Source organism: Schaalia sp. Marseille-Q2122, assembly GCF_903645355.1.
Taxonomy (GTDB): domain Bacteria; phylum Actinomycetota; class Actinomycetes; order Actinomycetales; family Actinomycetaceae; genus Pauljensenia.
The window spans coordinates 18,666-44,030 of record NZ_CAHJXR010000001.1 but is presented as its reverse complement, the minus strand read 5'-3'; the positions used below and the strand labels follow the sequence as shown (position 1 = coordinate 44,030).

Sequence of the window (25,365 nt, the reverse complement as noted above, 5' to 3'; positions counted from 1 at the left end):
CCGGGGTGGACCTGAGAGAATTTTTCTACGTTGTTGATCGGTTGATTTTGCGAGGGAAACGCATGACGCTTACGTCGGTGGAGATCTGTGCCGGTGCTGGCGGCCAGGCCCGCGGCATTGAGATGGCCGGGTTTGAGCATGCGGCACTGGTTGAGATCGACCGTCATGCCTGCGCCACCTTGCGTGCGAATCGTCCCGCGTGGAACGTCCTCGAAGAAGACCTCCTGTCCTGGTCGGGCAAGGAATACGCCGGGGTTGATCTGCTCGCCGGCGGCGTCCCCTGCCCGCCCTTTTCTTCAGCTGGGCAGCAGCTTGGAGCCAATGACGAACGTGATCTCTTCCCCACAGCAATCCGCTTGATTGGAGAGATCCAACCTCGGGCCGTCATGTTGGAAAATGTCCGAGGCCTCCTCGATCGACGTTTTGACCACTACCGCGAGCACATTACCGAGCAGATCGAGAATCTGGGGTACACGGTCCAATGGAAGCTCCTCAACGCCGCCGACTATGGCGTCCCTCAGGCACGCCCTCGTGTCATCTGCGTGGCGCTGCGCCATGACGTGAACGCGACCTTCGAATACCCCCTGCCTCTGGACACTCCCCCTGCGACCGTCGGCTCCACCTTGCTTGACCTCATGGCGCAGAATGGGTGGACAGGCGCCGAAGCCTGGGCCCAGGGGGCCCAAGCCATTGCTCCAACGCTGGTGGGCGGCTCAAAGAAGCACGGTGGCGCTGATCTTGGCCCGACTCGTGCGAAAAAGGCCTGGGCTGAGCTCGGGGTGGATGGCAAGGGCCTAGCCGATGCTGCACCTGAAGCCTCCTTTGAAGGGATGCCTCGCCTGACGGTTCGTATGGCCGCGCGGATCCAAGGATTCGAGGACTCATGGGAACTCACCGGCGGAAAAACTGCCGCCTACCGTCAGGTGGGAAACGCCCTGCCCCCTCCCCTGGCCCACGCTGTCGCCCAGAATATTCGTCGCGCCCTTGAGGCCTAAGGAGAGCTTCCATCATGTCGGACGCAGCCACTCCCGGGGCTCTTCTCACGCGAGCTCGCCAAGAGTTCCACAATCAGCTGATCCTCCACGAGGTTTTGAGTGTTGCCGGTAACGGCATTGCCTCAAACGCTGATAAGAGCCAGAAAACCTCGCGTGATATTGCCCTCCACATGGCGACACGACTAGGTGCCCACATTGAGGTGCAAAAGCTCGCCGGGCAGCAGAGCGGCGCGACCTTTGAAAAGATCGTCGCTGACTTCCTCAGCTCCACCTTCCCGCACTTTTCCTCCGTGCGCCCCGGCACGTGGACTCTCGCTAATGTCGGCAACTCCCGTAAGAGCGAGCACCTGTCTCGCTTCGAACCCTACCGGCATCTAGCACTGCTCAGCGACGCAGTCCAGGCCGATCCTGCCCTGCAGGCAATCCTCGGCAACTCCTACTCCATTAGCCCCGATGTGGTGGTGCTTCGCGCCCCGGAAAGCGATGCTGGCATTAACGCGGGCGGCCCCCTCGTTGATGAGCACTCGGGCCGTTTCAGCATCTTACGCCAGGCAAACCAGCCCCACGATATTGTTCACGCGGTGATTTCCTGCAAGTGGACGCTACGTTCCGATAGGGCTCAAAATGCGCGCGCCGAGGCCCTGTCGATCCTGCGCAACCGCAAGGGGCGTGCCCCACACATTGTGGTGGTCACCGGCGAGCCAACGCCGTCGCGCCTGGCTTCCCTGGCCCTGGGCACGGGCGATCTTGACATGGTCTACCACTTCGCGTTGCCTGAACTCATTGAAGCGGTCAACGCCTCTGGAAACGACGAGGCTCAGGCGATGCTCACCGCCCTCGTCGAAGGGCAAAGGCTGCGGGATATTTCCGACCTGCCCCTCGATCTGTGCATCTAGGATCCGGGCTAGGTCGTGCAGAGACAACAGCGCACCCATTCTCAAGTGAGTGAGAGTGGGTGCGCTGAGAGAAATGGTGCCCGCAGGCTGCAAACTGTCAGCCGAAGATGGGGGCGTGCGGATCGTTGATGACAGTCTTGCCGAAGGGGAAGGCCGTCACGGGAATCATCTTGATATTGGCAATGGCCAAGGGGATACCGACAATGCTCAGTGCCATGGGGATAGCGGTGGTGACATGGCCAATCGCCAGGGGAATACCCGCGACGATGAACCACACGGTGTTCATCAGGCATGAGCCCGCTCCTGCGCCGGGCTGTTCAACGACGCGCTTGCCGAAGGGCCACAGCACGTAGTTCGCGATACGGAAACAAGCCACACCTGCAGGGATAGTGACAATGAGCGCGCAGGCAATGATGCCAGCCAGGAGGTAGCCCAGCCAGAGCCAAATGCCGCCGAAAACCAACCAAATGATGTTCAACAGAGTACGCATACCTCTATCGTCCCAGAAACGTCAGATTCTGCCCGCTCAGATCACCCTGGTTAGACCCTGGTTGTGTTTCCCACCCTCCAGGGTCGCCGCCCAGGATTGGTGATACACGCACTAGACTGCAGTCATACCGCTGCCAACAGGAAACCGTCTATCGCATGCACACGACCACTTCTCTTGCCGACAATATTGCCCGGATTCGCCAGCGCATTGATGATGCCTGCACTGCCGTTGGCCGCAGCGACGCTGTCACCTTAGAGATCGCGGCAAAGACCCGCACGCCCGCAGAATGTCAGGCTGCGGCGCGCGCCCTCGCCGCTGCGAATCTACCCGTGTTGCTCGGTCACAATCGGGTACAGGAGGCGCGTGAGACGGCCTCGGCCATCAAAGAGGTGGCGGGGGCGCGACTTCACCTGATTGGCCCCCTGCAGACTAATAAGATCAACCACGCGCTGGCTGTCGTGGATTGTATTGAAACCATTGATTCTGTCGCGCTGGTGGACGCCGTCGATAAGCGCGCCACCCGCCCACTGCCGGTCTACCTGCAGGTGAACACCTCCGGGGAGGCGTCCAAGCACGGGTGCGCGCCCGCCGACGCCCTCGTGGTCGCTGAGGCGATTGCTGCAAGCGCACGCCTGCAGCTGGCGGGTTTAATGACGGTGGGCCTCAATTCGATGGTCGAGGCCGATGTGCGCGCCTCCTACGCCCAACTGCACGCCCTGCGCGCGCTCCTCGCCGGACGCCTCGACCTCGCTGAAGAGACACTGGAACTATCCATGGGGATGAGCCGCGACCTCGAGTGGGCGATTGCCGAGGGCGCCACCCTGGTGCGCGTAGGCACGGACGTGTTCGGTCCGCGCAACTAGATCCTGCCCGCATTGCTCCTTCGCTAATGCGTTCGTCTCACGATGCCAGTACTCGCGACAGAGGAAGACGAGCATGTCGATATGAGCGGCTCACCTAAGAGTAATCCCGAGTATCAAGGCTTGCCAGAAAATGCTCACGTTCCATGTTAGTCGTCCAAATCGACGAAGCAGTTCGGATGCGGCCCCACGTACTCCGATTACTCGGGTCATACCATTTCACGGCTTCAACTTTGCAACCGGACAACTGTGCTGCTTCATCCAACGCCGGAGCTAGATCCGTATCACGAGAAGCAAGAACTACAACATCATATTGACCGCTTCGTGCTAAACGCACAAGGTACAGCGCACAAAGCACGTCGATACCCTTTTCTTGTGCCGATACCTGTACAGCGCCATCTATGCTCCTAATGCTCCGATACTTCAGAGGACGCATCGTTACCTGTACGTGCCCACCATGCCCGTACTCCCAACTAGACTTCTGTGCCTGCGAACGGCTGTAGCCACTGGGATCATGCTGTGACGATGGCTGGCCTCGGAATACATAGACGTCGCTGACTGCCACGTGAAATTCTGGTCGATTCGATGCATTTCGAGCTGCAGCAACCTGTTGAGCGAAAGCGTAGGGATCAATAAGTGCTTCATGTTGCGGCCTTCCGGGAAGAAAAATTCCTGCTGCCGACAGATGCACATTCTGGTAATCCATTACCACAGCCATGCGGAGCACCATTGCCACCACCTTGCGAGAAAATAGAACCCCAGCAGTTCCGGAGAACGCTGGGGAGTTACAGGGATACTCTACATCAACGACACCTTCACATCAACGCAATAGGCAAAGTGTGCATCAATTCGCACCGCAGATATTGATAGGTCTTCTTTACCGACCACACTGCAGAGTCGTGTCAGCCTCGTTGAACTGCGAGGCAATCTCAAGTTCTACTCAGGGCAGCTTAAAGGTCCATTCCTCGGTGGAGAATTTCTCCACGCAGCGCTGCTTGGCCGCCTCAATCTCATGCGGGGTCAGCGCCGAGGGCGTTGCCCCATACTTGGCGCGGAAGTAGTCGTAGAGCACCTGCATCACTTCGGCGCGAGACAGGCTAATCTGTGAACACAGAGGATCCACCCATTTCACGGCCGAGGCCGTCCCGCGTTCGCTCACGCGCTCCAGGCCGGTGCGTAAAACCTCAAGCATCTTGGGGGTGTCAATGTCGTAGGCCATGGTGACGTGGTGGAGCATCATGCCGTTGGCCCAGCGCTTTTGAGCAGCGCCCGCGATCTTGCCCTTATCGGAGGCAATGTCATTGAGCGGCACGTAGCGGGCTTTGACGCCCATGGTTTCCAGGGCTTCCATCACCCAGCGGTCCAGGTAGGGGTAGGCCTGCTCGAAGCTCATGCCCTCCACCAGGGCGGTTGGCACCACCAGGGAGAAGGTCACGCAGTTTTCAGGCTCCATAAACATGGTGCCTCCCCCGGAGACGCGGCGGGTGACGGTAATCCCGTGCTTGAGGACGCCCTCGTGGTGGAGTTCGTTGGCGTAGGACTGGTAGGAGCCGATAACGACCTGGGGCGCGTTCCACTCCCACATGCGCAAGAAGGGCTTGCGCCGCCCGGCGGCGACCTCTTCAACCAGGGTTTCGTCAAGGGCGACGTTCACCGCCGGGTCAAGGACAGGCCCATAGATAATGTCGAATTCCAGGTCCGTCCAGTCCAGAGCCTTTCCGACCATGCGACGCAGGGCGATGGCGATGGCGTCGGTGGTCAGTCCGGCGAGGTCGTCGCCCGGGAGCAGCAGGGAGGACAGGAGGGCGGAGAGGTCCATGGCCGAGGTGTCCGCCGCGACGCCTTCGAGGGATGCTGCGAGGCGTGCGAGCAGGTTGTCTGGCTGGTAGGGGGCGTCAGATTCGAAGGCGCAGTGGGTGAAGACCCCATCGGAGGCGGGTTCGCCTGCGATGGTGCCGCGCACATGAATGCTGGCACCCCCAGGCATGGTGTAGTGGCCGCGCAACGGCAGCATGAGTGTCCTTCCCTCAGACATTTCCACGCACAGGGTGCGCGGCCTCCCCTCATTGTGCTGCGGGGGTGGCCTCGTGGGCAACGTAGCTCAGTCGGTTGCGGACGAGGCCAGCCTCGCCGCTGCAGCTATCGCAGGATACGCGATACGTCACGGAATGCGCCCTGCGAGGCCGAGGTCGCCGTGGCCGCGTAGAGCTTGAGCGCGTCAGACACTTCACGCTGGCGGGTGCGCGGCGTCCAGGGGTGCTCGCGAGCTTCCTGCTCAGCGCGGCGGCGCTCAATCTCTTCCTCAGGGACGTCAAGCTGAAGCAGCCCCTCATTGACGTCAATGATGATGCGGTCCCCGTCCTCGATGAGGCCAATGAGGCCGCCAGCTGCGGCTTCAGGGGAAATATGGCCCACAGAAATACCCGAGGTGCCGCCCGAGAAGCGGCCGTCGGTAATGAGCGCGCAGGCCTTGCCCAGGCCACGGCCCTTAATGAAGGAGGTCGGGTAGAGCATTTCTTGCATGCCCGGCCCGCCCGAAGGACCTTCGTAGCGGATGACCACCACGTCGCCAGCCTCAACGGTCTTATCGAGGATGCGTTCGATGGCTTCGTCCTGGGATTCCATGACGCGGGCGCGGCCCTCGAAGTGGAAGAGGCTGGGGTCAATACCGGCAGCCTTGATGATCGCGCCTTCAGGGGCGAGGTTGCCAAAGAGGACGGTCAGGCCACCGTTTGCCGTGTAGGCGTGCTCAACGTCGCGGATGCAGCCGCCTTCGGCGTCGAGGTCGAGGCTCGCCCAGCGGTTCGAGGTGGAGAAAGCCTCGGTGGTGCGGACATTGCCGGGGGCCGCGTGGAAGAGTTCGAAGGCCTCCTCGGTTGCTGAGCCGCCGCGCACATCCCACTGGGCTAGCCACTGCGAGAGCGAGGGTGAGTGGATGGAGTGGACGTTATGGGTGAGGAATCCCGCACGGTCCAGTTCACCCAGGATCGCGGGAATACCACCGGCGCGGTGGACATCCTCCATGTGGTAGTCGTTGTGGTTAGGGGCCACCTTAGACAGGCAGGGCACGGTCTGACCCAGCTCAGCAATGTCATGCAGGTCGAAGTCCACCTGAGCCTCGCGGGCGGCGGCCAGCAGGTGCAAGACGGTGTTGGACGAGCCGCCCATCGCCATGTCCAAGGTCATGGCGTTGCGGAAGGCGTCTCGGGTGGCGATAGAGCGCGGGAGGACGGCGTCGTCCTCGTTGCCGTAGTAGCGGCGGCACAGGTCCACGACGCGTCGGCCGGCCTCGATGAAGAGGTTGCGGCGGGCCGAGTGGGTGGCCAGCGTTGAGCCGTTGCCGGGCAGGGACAGGCCCAGGGCTTCGGTGAGGCAGTTCATGGAGTTCGCGGTGAACATGCCTGAGCAGGAGCCGCAGGTGGGGCAGGCTGCGCGTTCGAGGGCGAGGATCTGGTCGTCGGTGAGGTCGTCGTTAGCGGTGGCGTTCATGACGGTGACGAGGTTGCCGTGGCCTGCTGTGGAGTCGCCGATGATCGCATCGGCGGGAATATTCTTGCCCGCCTCCATGGGGCCGCCAGAGACAAAGACGGCGGGGATGTTCAGGCGCAGGGCGGCGTTGAGCATGCCGGGGGTGATCTTGTCGCAGTTGGAGATGCACACCATGGCGTCAGCGCAGTGGGCGTTGACCATGTATTCGACCGAGTCGGCGATGATTTCACGCGAAGGCAGGGAGTAGAGCATGCCGCCGTGGCCCATGGCGATGCCGTCGTCAACGGCGATGGTGTTCATTTCCTTGGCGACGCCGCCTGCTGCCACGATCGCATCCGCTACGAGTTTTCCGACGTCACGCAGGTGGACGTGTCCGGGGACGAACTCGGTGAAGGAGTTGACGACGGCAATAATGGGTTTGCCGAAGTCGTCATCGCCCATGCCGGTGGCGCGCCACAGTGCGCGGGCACCGGCCATATTGCGGCCCTGGGTGGAGGTTGCGGATCGAAGTTGGCGGCTCATGGTGTCTTCCGTGTCTATCCGATTAGTGCTGCATTAAGGGTAAGACGTCGCGTCAGAAAACGCGCCGCCGTGTCGTGTCGTGGAATCACCGCCCGTTTCTGTTTTCTTTCTTCAGGGGAGAGGGGGCGCGGGAAACAGTTCACCCCCGCCCCAAAGAGGCGAAGGTGAACTGGCTGAGTTCTCTCTCGGGGCTGCTCTCAGTCCTTAGCCACGAAATCTGCAAGGATCGCCGGGGCGGCTGCCTGCCAGCGTTGGCGCCAATCCCCAATGGGTTCGACACCAATCTTGCGCAGCGCATCATGTGCCAGCACCGAGTAGGCCGGACGCGGTGCCGGGCGCACGAAGGCTTCCGACGTGGTTTCGCCGACAGCCTCCTTTGCGACGCCCATTGACGCTGCAATCTCTTGGGTGAATTCGTACCACGAGCCCTGGCCCGAAGAAGTGCCGTGGTAGGTTCCCGAGGGTGCTTGAGCGTCAATGAGGGCAATAATGAGGGCGACTAAGTCCTTGGTCCAGGTGGGCTGGCCGACCTGATCGGTGACAACGTCGACATGACCACGCTCGGTGAGCAACTTGGCCATGACCTTGGGGAAGGGGGTACCATGCTCTCCGTACAGCCATGCTGTACGGACGATAAGGTAGTCCGCGCCAGATGCGCGAACGGCCCATTCACCCGCTGCTTTAGTACGCCCGTATGCGCCCAGGGGGTCAAGGAGATCGTCCTCCCCGTAGGGCTTTGTGCCATTCCCCGGAAAAACGTAGTCTGTGGAGATCTGCACCAGGCGCGCACCTGATGCTCGGCATGCTGCGGCAAGGTTTTGGGGGCCAACCGCATTGAGTCGAAAGGCTGCATCTTCTTTTTCTTCAGCGGAGTCGACTTGGGTCCACGCTGCGCAATTGACCACCACGTCTGAAGCACCTGGTGTTCCAAGAGCCTCCATCACAGCTGAGCTGTCGAGAATATCGAGTTCGGCGACATCAAGCGCCACCACGTCATCTCCGCGAGCCTTCAGCGCCGCAACGAGATCTTGTCCAAGCATTCCGGCTGCGCCGGTTACAGTCCACTTCATGGAACAATCATATCTTGGCACAATGGAGATGATGGAAGGGCCTTGCTCTGAGATTCTAGGGCAAGGGCACACTCCTCCAACTGACATCACAAGGGAGAGACCACCATGGAATGGCGTGAGCTATCAATCAAGGGCGCGTGGGAGATTACCCCTCGCCAGCTAGGCGATTCACGCGGCCTATTTATGGAAATGTTCAAGGCGAATGAGTTTGAAGAGCACCTGGGACGATCCTTGGATCTCCAGCAGGTGAACTGTTCAGTCTCCGCTGCGGGCGTGATCCGAGGCATTCATTTTGCTCAGATTCCTCCTTCCCAAGCTAAGTACGTGATGTGCCCCAAGGGTGCCGTCCTTGATGTCGTTGTTGATATCCGCGTTGGCTCGCCCACCTACGGGCAGTGGGACACCGTCCTTCTCGACGACGTTGATCGCCGCGCGATCTTCCTGTCCGAAGGTCTGGGACACGCCTTCTGTTCCCTTGAGGACGGCTCCACCGTTACCTACCTGTGCTCTGCCGGTTACAATCCGGGCCGCGAGTTTGGCGTCAACCCGCTGTGTTCAACCATCGGTGTTGAGTGGCCGACCGTGGGACGTAATGGCGAGCCCCTGGAGCAGCAGTTCTCCGAAAAGGACACTCTTGCTCCCGGTTTGGAAGAAGCTCGTGAGCAGGGCCTCCTGCCCACCTACGAGGAAGCCCTGGCTTTCTACGCCTCCCTTGCCTGATCAGATTGTCGTCTGTTACGCGAAACGGGTTTCAAACGACGCATCCGTCTGCCGGGGACGCCTCGATCGCCGAACGATGGCCTGACGGGTGAGCGAAGAGGTCAAGCCTTGGGGGGTGACTGCAGTGTTCTGCAGTCACCCCCCACAGCATTGTCAAGGCTTTTAGAGCACGGCTTCCCAGGGAGCGATCCGCTGGTATCGCTGATTGAGCTCAGCGCGCCCCCAATACGGCCTCGCACAAGCGCTGGCAGTGTTGTGCCAGGTCGTCGGCGGCATCCTGGTAGTCGGCTAAGAGTTGATCGGCATTGGAGGGAGGGTTGTTCTCCAGCCAGGTTCGTAAAATATCGGCAGTCAGTTCCGGGTGGTATTGCACGCCCACAACGCTGCCCCACCTCATAACGTGCACGTACTTGTCTGAGCGCGCCAGAACAGACGCGCCTGCTGGTAACTCGCTTACCGCATCCGAATGGTCAGCGTAGACCCACTCATCCGCTGCCAGCACCCGCACCAACGGATCTGCCGCTGTCTCCTCCCACAGAATCCGGGTCATGCCAGTCTCGGGCCCCTCAGCTGCGCCAACAGCAACGCTGCCGCCTCCTGCGACCACCGCCAACTGCATCCCCAGGCACACGGCCAGGGTGGGAACGGATTCCTCGTGACAACGGCGAAGAACTGCGCGAACGTCCGCGAGCCACGGCCAGGCACTGTCGGCGTAGGCATTCTCTGTACCACCCAAGACGACGATTGCCGAGGGCAGAGCCGCCTGCCCCGCTGCCATCGCCTGCAGTGCGGTGGGGGTTTCCCACATGCGCACGGTGGTGGCGTTGGGGGCGTAGCTGAGGATGTGCCCGGGCGGGCAGCCCTCTGAGTGCTGGATGATGAGGAGGTCTGCGCTGAGTGTCATAGGAGGCATCCTAACCCACGCCGTATTCGTCCCTTTACTCGCGTTGAGCCAGGGCAGCCAAGGCGCCACCTGAAGCCATGAGCTCGGCGTAGGTGCCTTCTTCCACAACCCGACCGCCATCCATGACGATAATGTGGTCGGCGTTTTCGATGGTGGAGATACGGTGGGCGATCACGACCAGGGTGCGCCCGTCGGTGGCCTGAGCAATACCCTCAAGCACGGTCTTTTCTGTGGCAGCGTCGATCTGCGAGGTCGCCTCGTCAAGGATGGTGATGGGGGTTTCCCGCAGGAGCGCCCGGGCCACGGCCAGGCGCTGACGCTGGCCGCCTGAGAGGCGTTCGCCCATTTCACCCACGACGGTGTTCATGCCATCGGGTTCGCTGGCGATCCACTCGCTCAACCCCACCTGCGCGCAGACGCGATCAAGGTCAGCGTCGGTGGCGTCAGGGCGGGCAAGCAGGAGGTTCGCGCGGATGGAGTCGTTGAAAACGTGCGGGCGCTGGGGCGCGTAGGACACGAGGTTGCGCAGGTGCTCCAGGCTGAGTTCACGCAGGTCGACCTCGCCGATGCGGACGCTACCAGCGGTGGGATCCCACATGCGATCCAAGAGGGCGGCCAGGGTGGACTTGCCTGAACCAGAGGCGCCAACGATTGCGGTCATCTTCCCCGCAGCGAGGCGCACGTTGACGTCGTGGAGGACCTGCGGGCGTTCGGCCTCGGCCACCGGGTCGGCGTTGACGGCGCCCGCGTCGACAGCGGGGTAGGTGAAGGAGACGCCCTCGACAATCAGATCTGCCGAAGCGTCAACCTCCGTGTCACGAGGCTGAGCGGGGTCGGCCACCAGCGGGGTGCGCTCGGTGATGGAGAAGACGCGGCGGGCCGAGGCGTAGGCCTGATCGAGGTCTGCCACGAAGTCTTCCACGGCGAGGACGGGGGCGAAGGCGCCCAGGGCCACGCCCAAAGCCAGACCGACCTGGCCGGGGGTGAGAACACCTGCGGCGACCTGGTGGGCGCCCATGGCGAATACGGCAACCAGCGTGCCTGCGAGCAGGCCCTGGTTGAGGCCGCGGCGCACGGCCACATACCCCATGGTGGTTTTCAGGCCGCGGGTGATGCGCTCTTCGATGCGCCCCATTTCAGCCAGGCGAGCCTCTTGATAGCCAAAAGCCAGCACTTCACGCACGCCCTGCACCGAGTCGGTGACATGGTGGGCCAGGGTGCCGCGAGCGCGGCGCAATTCCGCTGCCGCAGCGTCGGTTGCTTTCGAGCCCAGCAGGGGCACGACTACACCGACAACCAGCAGGAAAGGCAGGAGGGTCAGGGCGACCTGCCAGGACACTGCCACCCCCAGGTAGCTGAGCATGATGATGGGGGCGATGACGGCGGTGACGATGGGTGCCAGTGTGTGGGCGAAGAATACTTCGATGCGGTCCACGTCCTTGGTGACGCGCGACATGAGGTCACCTGAGTCCAGGCCCTCGGTTTGTGCGGGGGCTTGGGGTTCAAGGGCGTCGTAGAAGTAGTTGCGCAGCAGTGCAAGGGAGCGGAAGGCAACGTAGTGTCCGCTGTATTGCTCAAGGTAGCGCAGCACGCCCTTGGCCAGGGACAGGCCGATGAGTGCCGCGGCGATCGTCCACAGGGAAACCTCTGCACCTTCAGCCATGCGCGAGGCCAGCGCCCATCCGCCGATTCCGAAGAGTGCGGCGCCGGCGAGGAGGGCCAGGAGTCGGAAGATCATCGACAGGCCTAGGGGCGCGATGACGGAGCGGGCGACCTGTAGGAGGCGCAGGCTCAGTTCCCAGCGGGTGTGGGGAATACGGGCCTGGGCGGCTTGTGGCTGGGCAGCCTTTTCCTTGGCGGCCGTGTCCTGGGAAACCTGTGTGAGTGAGGTGGAGGAGTGTGTCATCGCTGCGCTCCTGCGGGTGCCGGTTCTGCTGCTGCCTCGTTGGCGGGGGCGGCGTTGCTGGTCGTGGGGGTATTGATGGCGGCCAGGTCGATGCGACGGTCGGCGTCATCGATGGTGGCGGCTCGGTGGGAGATGGTCAGCGTCGTGGTGTTGGCGCTGATGTCGCGCAGTGCGGCGAGGATCTCGCGTTCAGATTCGAGGTCGACGTGTGCGGTGGGCTCGTCCAGGAGCAGGTAGGGCGCTCCCTTGAGGATGGCGCGGGCGATGGCGACGCGCTGGGCTTCACCGCCGGAGAGGGCGGCAGCCCGCTCGCCGACCTGGGTGTCGAGGCCTTGTGGGAGGCGTTCGAGCAGGTTGCTCAGATGGGCGGCTTTGAGGGCGTCGACGAGTTCTTCGTCGCTGGCGCCGGGGCGGGCGATGAGAAGGTTGTCGCGCAGGGTGCCGGAGAAGAGGTGGGTGGTTTGTTCGACCACGCCCATACGCGAGCGCACCCATGCCAGTGGCGCTTGAGCGAGGTCGACGCCGTCAATGAGGACGCGGCCAGCGCCGGGGCGGCGGGCGCCTTGGATGAGGGCGGAGATAGTGGATTTGCCAGCGCCGGAGGGGCCGACGAGGGCGGCGCGCTCGCCGGGGGCGACGGAGAGGTTGAGGTCGGCCAGGACGGGGGTTTGTCCGTCGTAGCTGAAGTCGACGTTTTCAAGGGCGAGGGTGCCGGGGGCGGGCAGTTCGGCGGGAACCTGTACGCCGGGGGCGTCACTGACCTCAGGTTCTTGACTGGTGAAGCGCTTGATTTCCTTGGTGGCAGCAATGCCACCCATGCCGATGTAGAAGAACTGTCCGACACGGTCGAGGGGGTCAAGCATGATGGAGGCGAGCAGGACCATGGCAACGCCTTGACCTGCGGTAATGGCGCCGCTGTCGTAGCGCCACAGTGCCAGGACGACTGCGCCGGTAATCATGCCCAGGGAAAAGACGGAGTCGACGACGAGGAGGACCAGCTGGTTGCCGGCCAGATATTTCATGACCTTTTGGCGGACGTTTTCGGCGGCTTCAGCCAGGGTAACACCCATACGCTTACCAGCGTTCATGAGGACGAGGGCGGACAGGCCTTGGATGGCGTCAAGTTCTTGTGCGGCCAGGGCTCGCGAGGAGGCGCGGTAGCGGCGTGAGACGGGCTTGAAGGCTGCTTGGAAGGAGCCGATGCACAGGGGCACGAGAGGCACGGAGATCGCCATGATGGCCGCAGCGACGGGGTCGATGAGTGCGGCAATGATGAGGAGGATGAGGGCCGGCGTCGCCAGGGAGGCCAGCATGGGGCCAACGAAGATGGACTTGTAGGTCGCGGAGCGTTCGACGCCGTCGGTTGCGGTGTTGACGATGCGGCCTGCACGTTCCTTTGTGCGTTCGGAGGCGCCGAGGGTGAAGATGTGGGCGACCATGGAGTGGCGTGCTTCGATCTCAAGGCGGGGCATGAGGTAGCCGCCGATGACGCTGGCGATAGCGGCCATGAGGCCCGCTGCGATGGCGGTGGCGATAGCCCAGGGGAGGATGGTGACGGCGCCCCCCTCAATGATTTGGTCAATACCGTGCCCGATCAGCATGTATGTTGCCGCTAGGGCGATGGATGAAAGCCATGTGCAGGCCATGATTGACCACTTGTTCACAGTGACGCCTTCCCTCTCGAATTAAGACAGCTTAGGCTTACCTTATTCACTTTTTGACACCTTGTCACCTTCCTCGACGAAAGTGTGACGAGTGTCAGATCCTGCGCCATCCCCCTCTGTGCAACACGCGCCTTCATACTTCACGGCACCCGCCAAAGTCCTATACACCCCACCCTCTTTGCCTTGTAGCATGGCACTCAAGCGTCAAGGACGACGCTCCCCCACACGCCTCCCCTCCTCCCGAAGAAAGCACCCAATGTTTGGCTGGCTAAAACACCTTGTTGCTTCGCGCGCTCAGGCAGACACGCCCCGGGCCGCCGATGCTTCCCCTAAGGTTCCCGAACCGTCCTTCACCCTGCCGGAAGAATTCCTCAACATCGCTTTCGTCCTCCTCTCCGAGGCGCCCAGCGAGTTCTCCCTCCTCAACACCCTCGCAGATGCGGGCATGACCCTTGACAAGGATTCCTCACCAGCATCAAGCGATGACCCGCTCAGCTTCTTTGCCTCCCGCGACGGGCGCACCTACCTCATCTCACTTGCTCCCTACGCCATCCCCGCCGAAGAGGCCGAAAGTAACACTCACCCCTTCTTCTTCCCCGAGCCCGACGCCCTCCAGGGATATAGCCACCACCTCGTCGTCGCAGACCTTCCCTCCTTCGCCACGCGGCCCGCACCTCGCAATACTGGAGAGGCGGTCGAGGCCATCACCGCTCACGCAACCCTGCTGGCCCACCTACTTGGCCTCCCTGAAGCCCTCGGCGTCTACTCGGGACGCACTGCGACCACCTACGATGCCGCCACCTTCCGTGGGGCTGTCCTTGACGATCCCCTCCCGGCACTGTTTATCGCTCCCCTCTGGCTCACCAGCGACAAGCAGGAGTGGCACTTCTATTCCTACGGCTTGAAGGATATTGGGATGCCGGAGGTGCAGGTGATTGCGCCGCGATCCTCCTGCCAGAATCCACAAGAGGTCTACGCCTACCTCATGGATATCATTGGCTACATCGCGCAGGGCAATCGCATCCATGCAGGTGAAACCCTTGGCCGCAGCGCCCAGGAAAAGTTCACCACCTCCTGGGCACCATGGCTCGTTGACGACAGCTACACCGCGCTACAGATCAATCTCAATCTCTGAACTGTCTCTACTTCTCTGATCTTCAGCTATAAGAACCCGCCCTCTCACAGGTACAGACCGTGAGAGGGCGGAGCCGTCTTCAGCGACAGAACTGTCAGCAGATCTTGTACATCCAGCCGTAAGGATCCTCAGCCTTGCCCATCTGAATGTCCGTGAGCTGAGTGCGGATCGCCATGGTGGAATCGCCCACGGGAAGCTCAACATCGAAGCCCTCCCCTGCCAGGCGGGTAATGGGGGTGACAACGGCTGCGGTTCCGCAGGCAAAGACCTCACGCACGTTGCCGGTGGAGATCCCCTCCACCAGCTCGGACAATTCAATCTTCTCTTCGCGGACCTCAGTGCCGCCATCGCGCAGCAGGCGGCAGATCGCTGAACGGGTGCCGCCCTCAAGGATGACGCCGGAAAGCTCGGGGGTGCGCACAGTGCCATCGGCCATGACAATAAAGACATTCATGCCGCCAAGCTCTTCCAGGTAGCGCTCCTCGTAGGAGTCAAGGAAGCACACCTGGTTGAAACCGCGCGCTGCGGCCTCCTGCTGAGGGAGAAGGGAGGCCGCGTAGTTACCGCCGACCTTGGCCGTGCCTGTTCCGCCAGGACCCGCACGGTGGAAGCCCTTCACCACCCAGATGGACACACCAGCAACGCCGCCCTTGAAGTAGGGGCCAGAGGGTGAACCAATGACGTAATAGTCGAGCTCTTGGGCGGCGTGGACGCCCAGGAACGCTTCGGAGGCGAACATGAAGGGGCGCAGGTACAGGCTTGAGCCCGCTTCGGAGGGCACCCAGCGCTCGTCAGCACGCACGTAGTCCACAATGGAGGCGACGAAATCCTCGGCGTCCATCTGAGGCATGGCCATGCGCCAGGCGGAATGGTTGAGGCGCGCGGCGTTGTACCCGGGACGGAAGGTCCACACGGAGCCGTCCTCGTGACGGTAGGCCTTGATCCCTTCAAAAGCGGCCTGGCCGTAGTGGAAAACGGCAGCCGCAGGCGAGAGTGACAGGGGCGCGAAAGGGATGATTTCGCGCTGCTGCCAGCCGCCTGCAGCAGTCCAGCGCATGTGAGCCATGTGGTCGGTGAAGCGGCTACCAAAGGACAATTCGCTCATCACCAGCTCGTATTCGCTTTGCGAGGCCGGCGCGGGGTGGGGAGTAAGGGGGAAACGCCCGGCAAGCTCGTCGGCGGCGGGAAGAGGCAGGCTTCCCAGGCGTTCAAGTTCCGTGGGAGTGTGGTGCTGAGACATCGGGCGTCCTCCTTAGCTGTCAAATACTGCACTAAGGATATGCCCCAGTCCGTAAGAGAACTGGAGCATATCCGACATGTGACCCATCAGGTCTTATAGGGCTGTAAGTGGCAGGCTCACGGAGATCCACCCCGCACTGATCTGGACTTTTCACACCGGGAACAGGCCGCGAAAGGTCCTAGTCTGCCGCTTCGCTTAGGGCAGTAGATCATTCGTCCAGGCTCCGGCGGTATCCCCCACCGGCGCGTCGAAGAAGTCCCCTTCAAGCATCCACTTGGTGTAGCCATTGACGAGCTCCTCTTGAATCTCACCCCAACGCCCTTCAGGGGTGAACCAGGAGTCGCGGATTTCACGCACCGAGGCGCGCAGGACGGCTGGATCGATATGGCACATGGGCACGGTCATGGCGTCGACGGCGGCGTCCTCGTCAGCCATGGCCGCGTGGTATCCCTTCGCTGCGGCTGAAAGGAAGCGACGGACGAACTCGGGGTTGCGTTCGAGCAGGTCCTCGCGGACGCACAGGAAGTAGGAGTGATGGGGAGCGACCTTCACCGCGTCAAAATCAAGGATGACAACGTCCTCGGGAGCAGTATTGCCCTGGAATGGTTCCCAGGCGCGCACGTTGATAATGGCGTCCCAGTGGCCCTGCTCGACAGCACGAATATCGGGTTCCCACACGCCACTGCCCGGATCGAGGACGGTCACCTTCGCAAAGTCACCGCCGTCGGCCTCGACAGCCTGCTGGAGTTCACGGATGAGACGGTCAACGGGCGGGATCGCCACGGACTTACCCCCAAGGTCAGCGAAGCGGCGGATGCCGGTTTCTGGGGTGGTGATAACGGCACCGAGTTGGCGCTGGTTGAGGGTTGCCACCGCGACGAAAGGCGTGCCCGTCAGGCGCGATTCAAGCAGCTGGCCCAGCCGCAGGGAGGCCACGTGGTACTCATTACGAGCCAGGAGAGCCGCAGCATCACCCCGGTCCCAGCCATCCGAAATGAGCTCGACATCCAAGCCCTCCTCAGCGAAAAAGCCCTTCTTCCGGGCGAGGAAAAGGCCGGCGTGGTTAGGCCAAGGGTGGACGTATTCGAGGCGTACGCGCGTGACGCTCATGGATGCAACCTTTCGTAGATTTTTGGGGGTTAGATCGGGAATTCAGCTGGGCTGGGTGCTTGAGTGAGTGCCGTTGGCGGCCAAGATGTCGCTGAGCCAGTGGGTGAAGGATACTCCTTCGGGGGTATCGAACCAGTGGGTGTGGGCGCCGAAGAACACCTCAAGGCTCCAGGTGGCGGCCTGTGCGTTACGCAAGGTCCCCCACTGGTAGGTGATCCAGTTCAACGCAGCTTCGGCCTGAACTAGGGGCATAATGGCGGGCAGAAGCGCCCGTTCCACGGCGGTGAGGGGGCGCACGCTCTCGTAGCCGTCGATCACGGCCTGCGCGACATCCCGTCGAATAGCATCACTGTGCCCGGCTCCGATGTCGAGCCAGAGGAAGGCGTTGCGTTCAATGGCGACGGCCAGGTCGTAGACGCTCCAGTTCCGGTCAGCCAAGCCGAAATCAATAATGCTCGTTACCGTGGCTGTGCCGGGCTCCCACATGAGGTTGGAGCAGTGGAGGTCCCCGTGGGTCCAGGTGGTGGGGACCTCACCGGCGTGCTCAGTGAGCACAGCGTCAATGCGGGCAGCGTACTGGCGGTGAGAGTCTAAGCGTTCCTGCAGATCAACACCTTGTTCGCGACAGAAGTCTGCCAGGTGAGGGCGCTCCCCAACCCACGCGTCCAGGCGCGCATCCAGGGTGTCGGCCCCGCCCGCGAACAACCCAAACCGCGACTGGTAGACGGCGGGCGCGCTGCGAGGAGCCTCGTAGGTGCCTCCAACGACAGCGATGCGCGCGCATTGGCGGCCAATCTCGCGGGCCTCGTCAAGGGTGTGCGGAGGCAGCCAGGAGTGCGCATCCCGGTAGCGGTCCTCCCCGCGAGCGCCCTCGCAAACCTCCCACAGGGCCTCGCCCTCGCTCCAGGTGGTACGCCCGTCACTGAAGGGCAGGAAGGGCGGGGTGGGTAGTCCTTCTGCGGCCAGGTGGTTGACGTAGCGGTGGGTGACGGCCAGGTGGTCGGCGGTGACGGCACTGGCAGCGTAGCGTTTAAGGAAGATCAGCCCGCGATCGGTGTCAACCAACGAGGCCGCCGCCGTGGGACGCGCAGAAACGCTGAGGATCGTGATGGCGTGGGCGGGCTGGGCGAGTGCGGCGCAGACCCGTTGGGCGTCATGGAGGGTGATAGGCGCCCAGACAGGTGAAATATCGAGTGTCTGAGAGTCGGTGTCCTCGCCCGTGGTGTGGAGGTCAGCGTCGCGGCTGGTCGTTCCCATGATCCCCCTCTGGTGGAACCGTGTGTCACAGCGGATGTGCATCAGTGCGTGCGCGCGGGCGCGGCGAGGGTGAGGGGCTGGTGAAGCGGGTTGCGTCCCTTCGCTGGCATCACCCAGATCAGGTTCACCGGTCGGAGGCGCGCACCTCCCTCTCAGCCTCTGCGCGAGGCTCCCGTGCAGCTCACAGTATACCCCCACCCAGACTTCACCCCCGCCTGCCTTCTCTTGGGGAGAGGCGGGCGGGGGTAGGCATTAACGCTGGTTGCGAGGGTTTGTCAGCCCAGGGCGGCCACCAGATCGTCACCGATTTGTGAGGTCGAGCGCTGCAGTGGAGCCCCGGCAGCGGCGGCCTCTGCGCGGCGTTCCATGTCGGCGGTGATGGCAGCCTCCACGCGGCGGGCGGCGGCCTCGTAGCCGCAGTGTTCGAGTAGCAGCGCGACGGAGGCGACGGTGGCCGTAGGGTCAGCCTTGCCTTGGCCGGCGATGTCGGGGGCGGAGCCGTGGACGGGCTCAAACATGGAGGGGAAAGCGCCCTCAGGATTGATATTGCCCGAGGCGGCAAAGCCGATGCCGCCGGTGATGGCGCCGGCCTCGTCGGTGAGGATATCGCCGAAGAGGTTGTCAGTGACGATGACGTCGAAACGGCCCGGGTCTGTGACCATGTAGATGGTGGCGGCATCGATGTGACAGTAGTCGACGGCAACCTCGGGGTAGTCGGCGTGCAGGCGCTCAACGGTGCGCAACCACAGGCCGCCGGCATGGACGAGGACGTTGTGCTTATGTACCAGGGTCAGCTTCTTGCGCGGGCGGGCGTTTGCTTTTTCGAAGGCGTAGCGCACGAGGCGCTCCACACCGAAGGCGGTGTTCACGGAGACCTCGGTGGCGATTTCGTGGGGGGTGTCTTTACGCAGCACGCCGCCGTTGCCAATGTAGGGGCCCTCAGTACCTTCACGCACGACGACGAAGTCAATATCGCCGGGGTTAGCTAGGGGTGAGGGGACGCCCGGGTAGTGGCGGGAGGGGCGCAGGTTCACGTAGTGGTCGAGGTCGAAGCGCAGGCGCAGCAGCAGCCCGCGTTCGAGGACGCCTGAGGGAACCGAGGGATCGCCGACAGCGCCGAGGAGGATCACCTGGTGTTTCTTGATGGCGGCGAGGTCCTCGTCGGTGAGGGTCTCGCCTGTGCGATGGTAGCGGTCCGCGCCAAGGTCGTAGGTGGTGGTTGCGAGGGCAACGCCTTCAGCGTCAAGGGCGGCTCGCAGGACTTTCAGGCCTTCGGGGACGACCTCTTTGCCGATGCCGTCGCCAGGAATTACTGCAACATCAAGTGTGGTCATGCCCCTATTGTGTGGGGGCGTGCACTGAAGCTGCGGAAACGTCCGAGATGTGGCGGCAGCACGGAGAGGGAAGAATGGTCGCACCTGGTGGTAAAAATAGGGCCGTTTTCGGGCTATTTTTTACCACCAGGTGCGACCAAAACATGCGACAACGCGGGCGCTCTCGTCAGGCGAGGGCGTCCGCCAGGAATGCCTCGACAGCTGAGTAGTAGGCTTCCGGCCGGTCGCGGCGCACGCAGTGGCCCGCGCCTTCAATGACTGCCCAACGCACCAGAGCGTTGGTTATGGCGTCACGTTGCGGTGACATAGGGGCAGGGTCTGGGATGACCAGCAAAGTGGGGACGGTGAGAGTTTGGTAAGTCTCCTCCACATAGCAAGGTAGGAGCCCCAAGCCTTGACGCAGGTAGTCTCGATCGACTTTGGGCTTGCATTCCGCCCACGCCACAAGCTCAGTAAGGCTCCAAGGAGTTTCCTGCTGCATACGGACAATGGCAGCATGGCGTTTCTCCGCCGTGTCCATGGAATCAACGAAGGCGAGGTTTTCCTCCGCGAATACAGACAGCGGAGCGTCATACATGGGCCTGGCAGGGTCTTCGAGGACGAGGGCGCGCACCAGCTCAGGGTGTTCGCTGGCGATAGACAGGGCAAGGTTCCCACCCAGAGAGTGGCCCACAATGACAACCGCTTCGCCACAGGCTCGGATAATGTCGAGAAGATCATCTCGCATAATCTCGGGGCAGCGTGGGAGTTCTTCTGGCATGAAGCGAGGTGATTCACCGTGGCCACGAAGGTCGGGGGCAACAATGTGGAAGCCTCCGCCCCAACGGGTCACGAGATCGGGCCACGCTGTCCCGGCATCGGTCAGGCCATGAACCAGCAGTAACGCTGACGCTTGGCCTGCGGGCCGACCGTAGTGATGAATAGCGAGAGGCTGACGTTGTGGCATCATTCGATCAGTCTACGACCGCACCCCACGAATTATCACGGCAGAGACTTAGGGGCGCACAGAAACGGAAAAGTCCCCATGACCACCAACCGCCTAGAGGTCGGCGATCACGGGGACTTTAACGCCGGAAACAAGACGAGGCTCAGTTCCCGAACTGCTTCTGCCCGGCTTCGAGAACGTCCTTCATCTGGGCGTCGCCGGTGTAGACCGGCACCAGGTTCGGAGTGAGGTACTCGGTGAGCTGGGGCCATGTCATGGTGGAACGCTGACCGACAACACCCTTGAATGCCTCGTCGAAGGCGACCTTCACTTCCTCGCGGATCTCTTCGGGGAAGGAATCGAAGTAGTGGTCCTGAGAGGCCTTCAATGCGGGGTAGGAGCGCCCCACATGTGCCATGTAGTCCTGGGCGTCCTTGGACAGTAAGGAACCCAAGACCTTCAACGCGGCCTCGCGTTCAGCGCCCTCGCAGGACACGCCAATACCAAAACCCGATCCGAGAACCAGACCCAGGGGGCCTGCCTCGCCCTGCGGCAGACGTGTTGCTCCAGCCTTGAAACCGGCCTCGTTGGTGTAGTTCTTCCGAGCATTCCACGTGCCCGCAATGGCCATGCCGACGTTTCCGGCTAGGAATTGTTCCTCACCCCACGCGGTTTCAGAGGCTGAAGGTGCAGGGTCTGCGACCTTCTCTTTCGTCACCAGATTGGCGTACCACTCGGCTGCCTCAAGGAATTTGGGGTTGGTCAGGTCCAGCTTGCCTTCCTCATTGACCGGCTGCAGGCCCGACATGGCAATGGGCATGGCCAGCCACTGGTATTCACCCAGAGCAATACCGAATCCCTTGTGTTTGTCGGTGGTCAGGGCCTTGGCTGTTGCGAGGAAGTCATCGAACTTCCAATCCCCCTTGGGGGCCTCGATGCCCGCCTCGGCCACCATGTCTTTGTTGTAGAACATGAGCATGGCGGCCACGTCGTAGGGCACGCCGTAGAGCTTGCCGTCGTGGCTGAGGATCTCGAAGGCTCCTTCAGCGAAATCGTCTTCACTCAGGCCTGCAATCTTCAAGTCCTCCTCCGTCAGAGGTGAGAGCGCCTGATGGAAAGCACTCACACGCTGGCCGTTCATGGAGGTCAAACAGGAAACATTGCCGGAGGACATATTTGCTGTCAGCTTCGTGAAGTAATCTTCCCAGCCGGAGGTGCGCAGCTCAATGGAGACGTCAGGGTTTTGCTGGCGGGCAATTTCTGCAGTCTTTTCAAGCCATTCAACCTCGTCGGCGCCGCTGGCCCACATGTCCCACACGAGGTGGATCTTCCCATCGGCTGCGCCGCCCGAGGAAGCCGGAGCGGTACCGCCTCCGCAGGCGGCGAGGGTCATACTGGCCGCCGCTGCGACGGCGGCCAGACTCAGTGCAAGTGAGCGTCGTGTCATGGTGTTCTTCTTTCAGATGAGGGAATCCCGCCTTTGGAATTCCACAGGAAGGGGTCACAGTGCGTCCGGAGACAGGAGAAGTTCAATGACGGGCAGGATCGTCTCTGGCGCGCGGGTGGGCAGCTTGAGGGTGAGGGTCCCTTCAGGCTGTCCGCCGATACGCGTGGCGAGGGCTTCCTTGCTTGGCTCATGCACCTCCATGTGCAGTTCCGAACCATCATTGAGCAGGCGAGCGAAACGGACCTTGCCCGCCAGACCTGGCAGGTGGAGGTGTCCGAAAGGCCAGTCGAAAACGTGAAGGTAGAGGCGCTCGCCTCGTTGGGTGTAGACGGTGTTGGCCGGCGGGGTGAAGGACGAGGCTCCCGCGCCGACGATTGCCCGCCCGTGCAGTCTCATCCACTCCCCCACCTCGTGGAGGATGCGCTGGTCGTGAGCGGTGATCGCCCCGCGCCCGTCGGGGCCAATATTGAGCAGGAGGTTGCCGTTCTTTGAGACCGTGTCGGCGAGCATCCGCAAGATCATGCTGATGGGCTTGAAGGCGGTATTGTCGCGGTCGTACCCCCAGGAGCCGTTGAGGGTTTGGCAGGCCTCCCAGCGCACAGGAACACCGTCGATGCTCATTGGCGAGGTCGGCTGGTATTGCTCGGGAGTGACGAGGTCGCTGGGGATGTCGAGGCGGTCGTTAATGATGATGTCAGGTTGGAGTTGGCGACACAGTGCTTCCAGCTCATGTGATCCCCAGTCCTTGTGACCTTTGCCTTCCCAGCCTTCTTCCACGCGAGGGTAGGAGAAGTCGAAGAAGAGGTAGTCAATGGTGCCATAGTTGCTCAGCAGTTCACGCACCTGGGCGTGCAGGTACTCGCGGTATCGGGCGAAGTTCTTCCTGGCGTTATCCTCGCGGGCGCTTGGGTCGTTGCGGCGCGGGTGGTTGAAGTCGACGGTGAAATCTTCGTGGTGCCAGTCCAACAGCGAGTAGTACAGGCCAACTTTCAGTCCTTCTGCCCGGAGGGCCTCGCACCATTCGGCGACGAAGTCACGCCCCTGGTGGTGGAGGGAGTTGTAGTCGGTGTGGGCGGTGTTGAAGAGGCAGAATCCGTCATGGTGTTTCGTGGTGAGGACGGCGTAGCTCATGCCCGCAGCCCGTGCTTGCCGGGCGATTTCGCGGGCGTTGAAGAGGTCCGGGTCGAAGAAGTCGACGTACTTTTCGTACTCGTCAACCGGTGTTTTTTCGTACCACATGACCCATTCGTGCCTGGCAGCGACAGAGTACAGGCCGAAGTGAACGAAGAGGCCCAGGCGGGCTGTGTCGAACCATTCGGTGTGGGGATGGTGTTGGGCAGCAGGATGAAGTTCCGACATCGTTGTCTCCTGAGTTTTTCTGCTGTCGCGTGCTCCTTTGCGCGCGGTTTTCCCCTGCGGTGGGGTGGATGGCGCCCTTGCCTCCCACCCCACCGCAGAGTGTGATGGGAACAACTCTAGCCCGATTGGCTGGGTATGGCTCTTTATTCAGAATGCAAACCAGATTCTGGTCACTGTCCCCTCATCCTCAACCATCGCGCCGCAAAGATGCTGCTCATTGAGGTCTGCGCGGGCTTGTCCTTCCAGGAGGATCGGTGTCGTTGCTGTGATGAGCGAGCAGATTCTGGTGGTTCCGACCTTGACATCAGCCCAGCGATGCCTGCTTTGGTAGGGGGTATTGCCTTGGGTATGCCTTGGCGCCGTGGGTACGTGGCATGCCACGTACCCACGGCGCCAAAACGTACCTAAAGCGGCAGCTCACACAGCACAAGGCTGTGGCCCCCTGGACAAGCCAGGGGGCCACGGCCTTCAAACGTTTAGGCGTTCAGCACCAGCATTTCAGCGGGCAGCCGAACCATCCGTGTAGTCGGCGTCAGCCTGAGCCCAACCGAACTTGGCGCGCAGTTCCTTACCGGTGGCTTCAATCGGGTGGCCTTCGCCCTCAGCGCGCAGGGCCTTGAACTCCAGGCCACCATTGTCCTGATCGGCGATGAAGCGGCGAGCGAAGGTGCCGTCCTGGATGTCGGCCAGAACTTCCTTCATGGCTTCCTTCACCTGCGGGCCAATGACGCGCGGGCCAGAGACGTAGTCACCGTACTCGGCGGTGTCAGAGATTGACCAGCGCTGCTTGGTGATGCCGCCCTCGTTAATGAGGTCAACGATGAGCTTGAGCTCGTGGAGGACCTCGAAGTAGGCCATTTCAGGCTGGTAGCCGGCCTCAACCAAGGTCTCGTAGCCGTACTGGATGAGGCGTGAAACACCGCCACACAGCACTGCCTGCTCGCCGAAGAGGTCGGTTTCGGTTTCCTCGGTGAAGGTCGTCTGGATGACGCCAGCGCGGGTCCCACCAATGGCCTTGGCGTAGGACAGGGCCAGGTCAAGGGCCTGACCGGAAGCGTCCTGCTCAACGCAGACGAGGGCGGGGACGCCTCGCCCGTCAACGTACTGGCGGCGCACGGTGTGACCGGGGCCCTTGGGGGCAACCATGCACACGTCGTGGTCGGCTGCGGGGGTGATGTAGCCGTAGCGGATATTGAAGCCGTGGGCGAAGAACAGCGCTGCGCCTTCCTTGAGGTTGGGCTCGATCTGCTCGGCGTAGACATGACGCTGCACCTGGTCGGGGGTGAGGATCATGACGACGTCGGCGTCGCGCACGGCCTCGGGAATATCGGCAACAGCCAGCCCGGCGGCCTCGGCCTTCTCCCACGAGGCGGACCCGGGGCGCAGTGCCACGACAACGTCCACACCGGAGTCCTTAAGGTTGAGCGCATGGGCGTGGCCTTGAGAGCCGTAGCCGACGATTGCGACCTTCTTGGACTGGATGATCGACAGATCAGCGCCGTCGTCGTAAATGATGTCGGCCATTGGTCACTTCTCCTTCAGTTGATCGGTAATCGAACGTTGCCCGCGGCCAATCGCCACGGCACCCGATTGAACAATTTCTTTAATCCCGTAGGGCTCAAGCGCTGCGGCCAGCGCCTCCAGCTTAGACAGTGAGCCAATCGACTCGATGACCACGGTCTCAGCTTGGACATCCACGACATGGGCGCGGAAGAGGTCCACAATCTGCAGCACAGCCGTGCGGCACTTCTCATCGGCACGCACCTTGAACATCACCAGGCGGCGCTCCACCGAGGTTTCCGGTGCCAGCTCAACGACCTTAATGACGTTAATGAGCTTGTTGAGCTGCTTTGTCACCTGCTCAAAGGGCAGGTCATCGGCCTTGACGATAATCGTCATGCGGGAAATCTCTGGATGCTCAGTCTCGCCCACAGTCAAGGACTTGATATTAAAGGCACGTCGGGCGAAGAGGGCAGAGACGCGCATGAGCACGCCCGGCTTGTTTTCGACCAGAACGGCAAGGGTACGCAAACGGGCCATTG

At 62.1% G+C, this 25,365-nt stretch carries 22 protein-coding genes and 1 riboswitch; of the genes, 5 read left to right on the top strand and 17 right to left on the bottom strand.

The features are described 5' to 3' along the window. Positions 1 to 62 precede the first annotated feature (62 nt). Entirely contained in the window at positions 63 to 995 is a 933-nt protein-coding gene (locus HWX48_RS00160; protein WP_175953485.1) for a DNA cytosine methyltransferase, read from the top strand. Positions 996 to 1,009: 14 nt separating this feature from the next. Then, on the top strand, positions 1,010 to 1,891 hold the full coding sequence (locus HWX48_RS00155) for an NgoMIV family type II restriction endonuclease (RefSeq protein WP_175953483.1): 882 nt from the start codon (positions 1,010 to 1,012) through the stop codon (positions 1,889 to 1,891). Between the two features lie 97 nt (positions 1,892 to 1,988). On the opposite strand, the gene HWX48_RS00150 is transcribed toward HWX48_RS00155, so the two are convergent. Beyond that, on the bottom strand, positions 1,989 to 2,381 hold the full coding sequence (locus HWX48_RS00150) for a YccF domain-containing protein (protein ID WP_175953481.1): 393 nt from the start codon (positions 2,379 to 2,381) through the stop codon (positions 1,989 to 1,991). Between the two features lie 155 nt (positions 2,382 to 2,536). Between HWX48_RS00150 and HWX48_RS00145 the strand changes: the two genes are divergently transcribed. Beyond that, complete coding sequence (locus tag HWX48_RS00145) at positions 2,537 to 3,244, top strand: YggS family pyridoxal phosphate-dependent enzyme (RefSeq protein WP_175953479.1); 708 nt, start codon at positions 2,537 to 2,539, stop codon at positions 3,242 to 3,244. Positions 3,245 to 3,338: 94 nt separating this feature from the next. On the opposite strand, the gene HWX48_RS00140 is transcribed toward HWX48_RS00145, so the two are convergent. From HWX48_RS00140 to rfbD, 4 genes are all read right to left on the bottom strand, one after another. Next, positions 3,339 to 3,971 (bottom strand): NYN domain-containing protein, encoded by a 633-nt coding sequence (locus HWX48_RS00140; RefSeq protein WP_175953477.1) that lies wholly within the window; start codon positions 3,969 to 3,971, stop codon positions 3,339 to 3,341. Positions 3,972 to 4,181: 210 nt separating this feature from the next. Further along, positions 4,182 to 5,255, bottom strand: coding sequence for a biotin/lipoate A/B protein ligase family protein (locus HWX48_RS00135; protein WP_254872882.1), 1,074 nt, complete (start codon positions 5,253 to 5,255; stop codon positions 4,182 to 4,184). A gap of 125 nt (positions 5,256 to 5,380) precedes the next feature. Further along, entirely contained in the window at positions 5,381 to 7,252 is a 1,872-nt protein-coding gene (gene ilvD / locus HWX48_RS00130) for a dihydroxy-acid dehydratase (RefSeq protein ID WP_175953475.1), read from the bottom strand. A 197-nt stretch (positions 7,253 to 7,449) separates the two neighbouring features. Then, positions 7,450 to 8,322, bottom strand: coding sequence for a dTDP-4-dehydrorhamnose reductase (gene rfbD, locus HWX48_RS00125; RefSeq protein WP_175953473.1), 873 nt, complete (start codon positions 8,320 to 8,322; stop codon positions 7,450 to 7,452). A gap of 105 nt (positions 8,323 to 8,427) precedes the next feature. Here rfbD and HWX48_RS00120 point away from each other — a divergent pair, with 105 nt between their 5' ends. Beyond that, a complete protein-coding gene (locus HWX48_RS00120) occupies positions 8,428 to 9,042 on the top strand; it encodes a dTDP-4-dehydrorhamnose 3,5-epimerase family protein (protein WP_175953472.1) in 615 nt (204 codons plus the stop codon). A gap of 211 nt (positions 9,043 to 9,253) precedes the next feature. On the opposite strand, the gene HWX48_RS00115 is transcribed toward HWX48_RS00120, so the two are convergent. The 3 genes from HWX48_RS00115 to HWX48_RS00105 are packed head-to-tail and all read right to left on the bottom strand — an operon-like array spanning position 9,254 to position 13,516. Continuing rightward, on the bottom strand, positions 9,254 to 9,946 hold the full coding sequence (locus tag HWX48_RS00115; protein WP_175953470.1) for a type 1 glutamine amidotransferase: 693 nt from the start codon (positions 9,944 to 9,946) through the stop codon (positions 9,254 to 9,256). A gap of 34 nt (positions 9,947 to 9,980) precedes the next feature. After that, entirely contained in the window at positions 9,981 to 11,852 is a 1,872-nt protein-coding gene (gene cydC / locus HWX48_RS00110) for a thiol reductant ABC exporter subunit CydC (RefSeq protein ID WP_175953468.1), read from the bottom strand. Continuing rightward, complete coding sequence (locus tag HWX48_RS00105; RefSeq protein WP_175953466.1) at positions 11,849 to 13,516, bottom strand: ABC transporter ATP-binding protein/permease; 1,668 nt, start codon at positions 13,514 to 13,516, stop codon at positions 11,849 to 11,851. Before HWX48_RS00105 ends, cydC begins: the two co-directional genes overlap by 4 nt. Positions 13,517 to 13,772: 256 nt before the next feature. Between HWX48_RS00105 and HWX48_RS00100 the strand changes: the two genes are divergently transcribed. Beyond that, positions 13,773 to 14,651, top strand: coding sequence for a DUF4261 domain-containing protein (locus tag HWX48_RS00100; protein WP_175953464.1), 879 nt, complete (start codon positions 13,773 to 13,775; stop codon positions 14,649 to 14,651). A 94-nt stretch (positions 14,652 to 14,745) separates the two neighbouring features. Here the strand turns inward: HWX48_RS00100 and HWX48_RS00095 are convergent, their stop codons facing one another. The 9 genes from HWX48_RS00095 to ilvN form a co-directional block, all read right to left on the bottom strand. Further along, positions 14,746 to 15,891, bottom strand: coding sequence for a branched-chain amino acid aminotransferase (locus HWX48_RS00095; protein ID WP_175953462.1), 1,146 nt, complete (start codon positions 15,889 to 15,891; stop codon positions 14,746 to 14,748). Positions 15,892 to 16,086: 195 nt separating this feature from the next. Next, positions 16,087 to 17,001 carry an ABC transporter substrate-binding protein gene (locus tag HWX48_RS00090; RefSeq protein ID WP_175953460.1) on the bottom strand — a complete coding sequence of 305 codons (915 nt, stop codon included), beginning with the start codon at positions 16,999 to 17,001 and terminating at the stop codon, positions 16,087 to 16,089. 42 nt (positions 17,002 to 17,043) lie between these two features. After that, on the bottom strand, positions 17,044 to 18,258 hold the full coding sequence (locus HWX48_RS00085) for a phosphotransferase enzyme family protein (protein WP_175953458.1): 1,215 nt from the start codon (positions 18,256 to 18,258) through the stop codon (positions 17,044 to 17,046). Between the two features lie 77 nt (positions 18,259 to 18,335). Continuing rightward, positions 18,336 to 18,444: riboswitch (TPP riboswitch) on the bottom strand. Positions 18,445 to 18,533: 89 nt separating this feature from the next. Beyond that, positions 18,534 to 19,592, bottom strand: coding sequence for a 3-isopropylmalate dehydrogenase (locus HWX48_RS00080; protein WP_175953456.1), 1,059 nt, complete (start codon positions 19,590 to 19,592; stop codon positions 18,534 to 18,536). Positions 19,593 to 19,758: 166 nt separating this feature from the next. Then, positions 19,759 to 20,541: an alpha/beta fold hydrolase gene (locus HWX48_RS00075; protein ID WP_175953453.1), complete on the bottom strand. Its 783-nt coding sequence runs from the start codon at positions 20,539 to 20,541 to the stop codon at positions 19,759 to 19,761. 139 nt (positions 20,542 to 20,680) lie between these two features. Continuing rightward, positions 20,681 to 21,964, bottom strand: coding sequence for an ABC transporter substrate-binding protein (locus HWX48_RS00070; protein WP_175953451.1), 1,284 nt, complete (start codon positions 21,962 to 21,964; stop codon positions 20,681 to 20,683). 54 nt (positions 21,965 to 22,018) lie between these two features. Further along, positions 22,019 to 23,323: an alpha-L-fucosidase gene (locus tag HWX48_RS00065; RefSeq protein ID WP_175953450.1), complete on the bottom strand. Its 1,305-nt coding sequence runs from the start codon at positions 23,321 to 23,323 to the stop codon at positions 22,019 to 22,021. A 498-nt stretch (positions 23,324 to 23,821) separates the two neighbouring features. Continuing rightward, positions 23,822 to 24,847, bottom strand: coding sequence for a ketol-acid reductoisomerase (gene ilvC, locus HWX48_RS00060; protein WP_175953448.1), 1,026 nt, complete (start codon positions 24,845 to 24,847; stop codon positions 23,822 to 23,824). A gap of 3 nt (positions 24,848 to 24,850) precedes the next feature. Beyond that, on the bottom strand, positions 24,851 to 25,363 hold the full coding sequence (gene ilvN, locus HWX48_RS00055) for an acetolactate synthase small subunit (protein WP_175953446.1): 513 nt from the start codon (positions 25,361 to 25,363) through the stop codon (positions 24,851 to 24,853). Positions 25,364 to 25,365 lie beyond the last annotated feature (2 nt).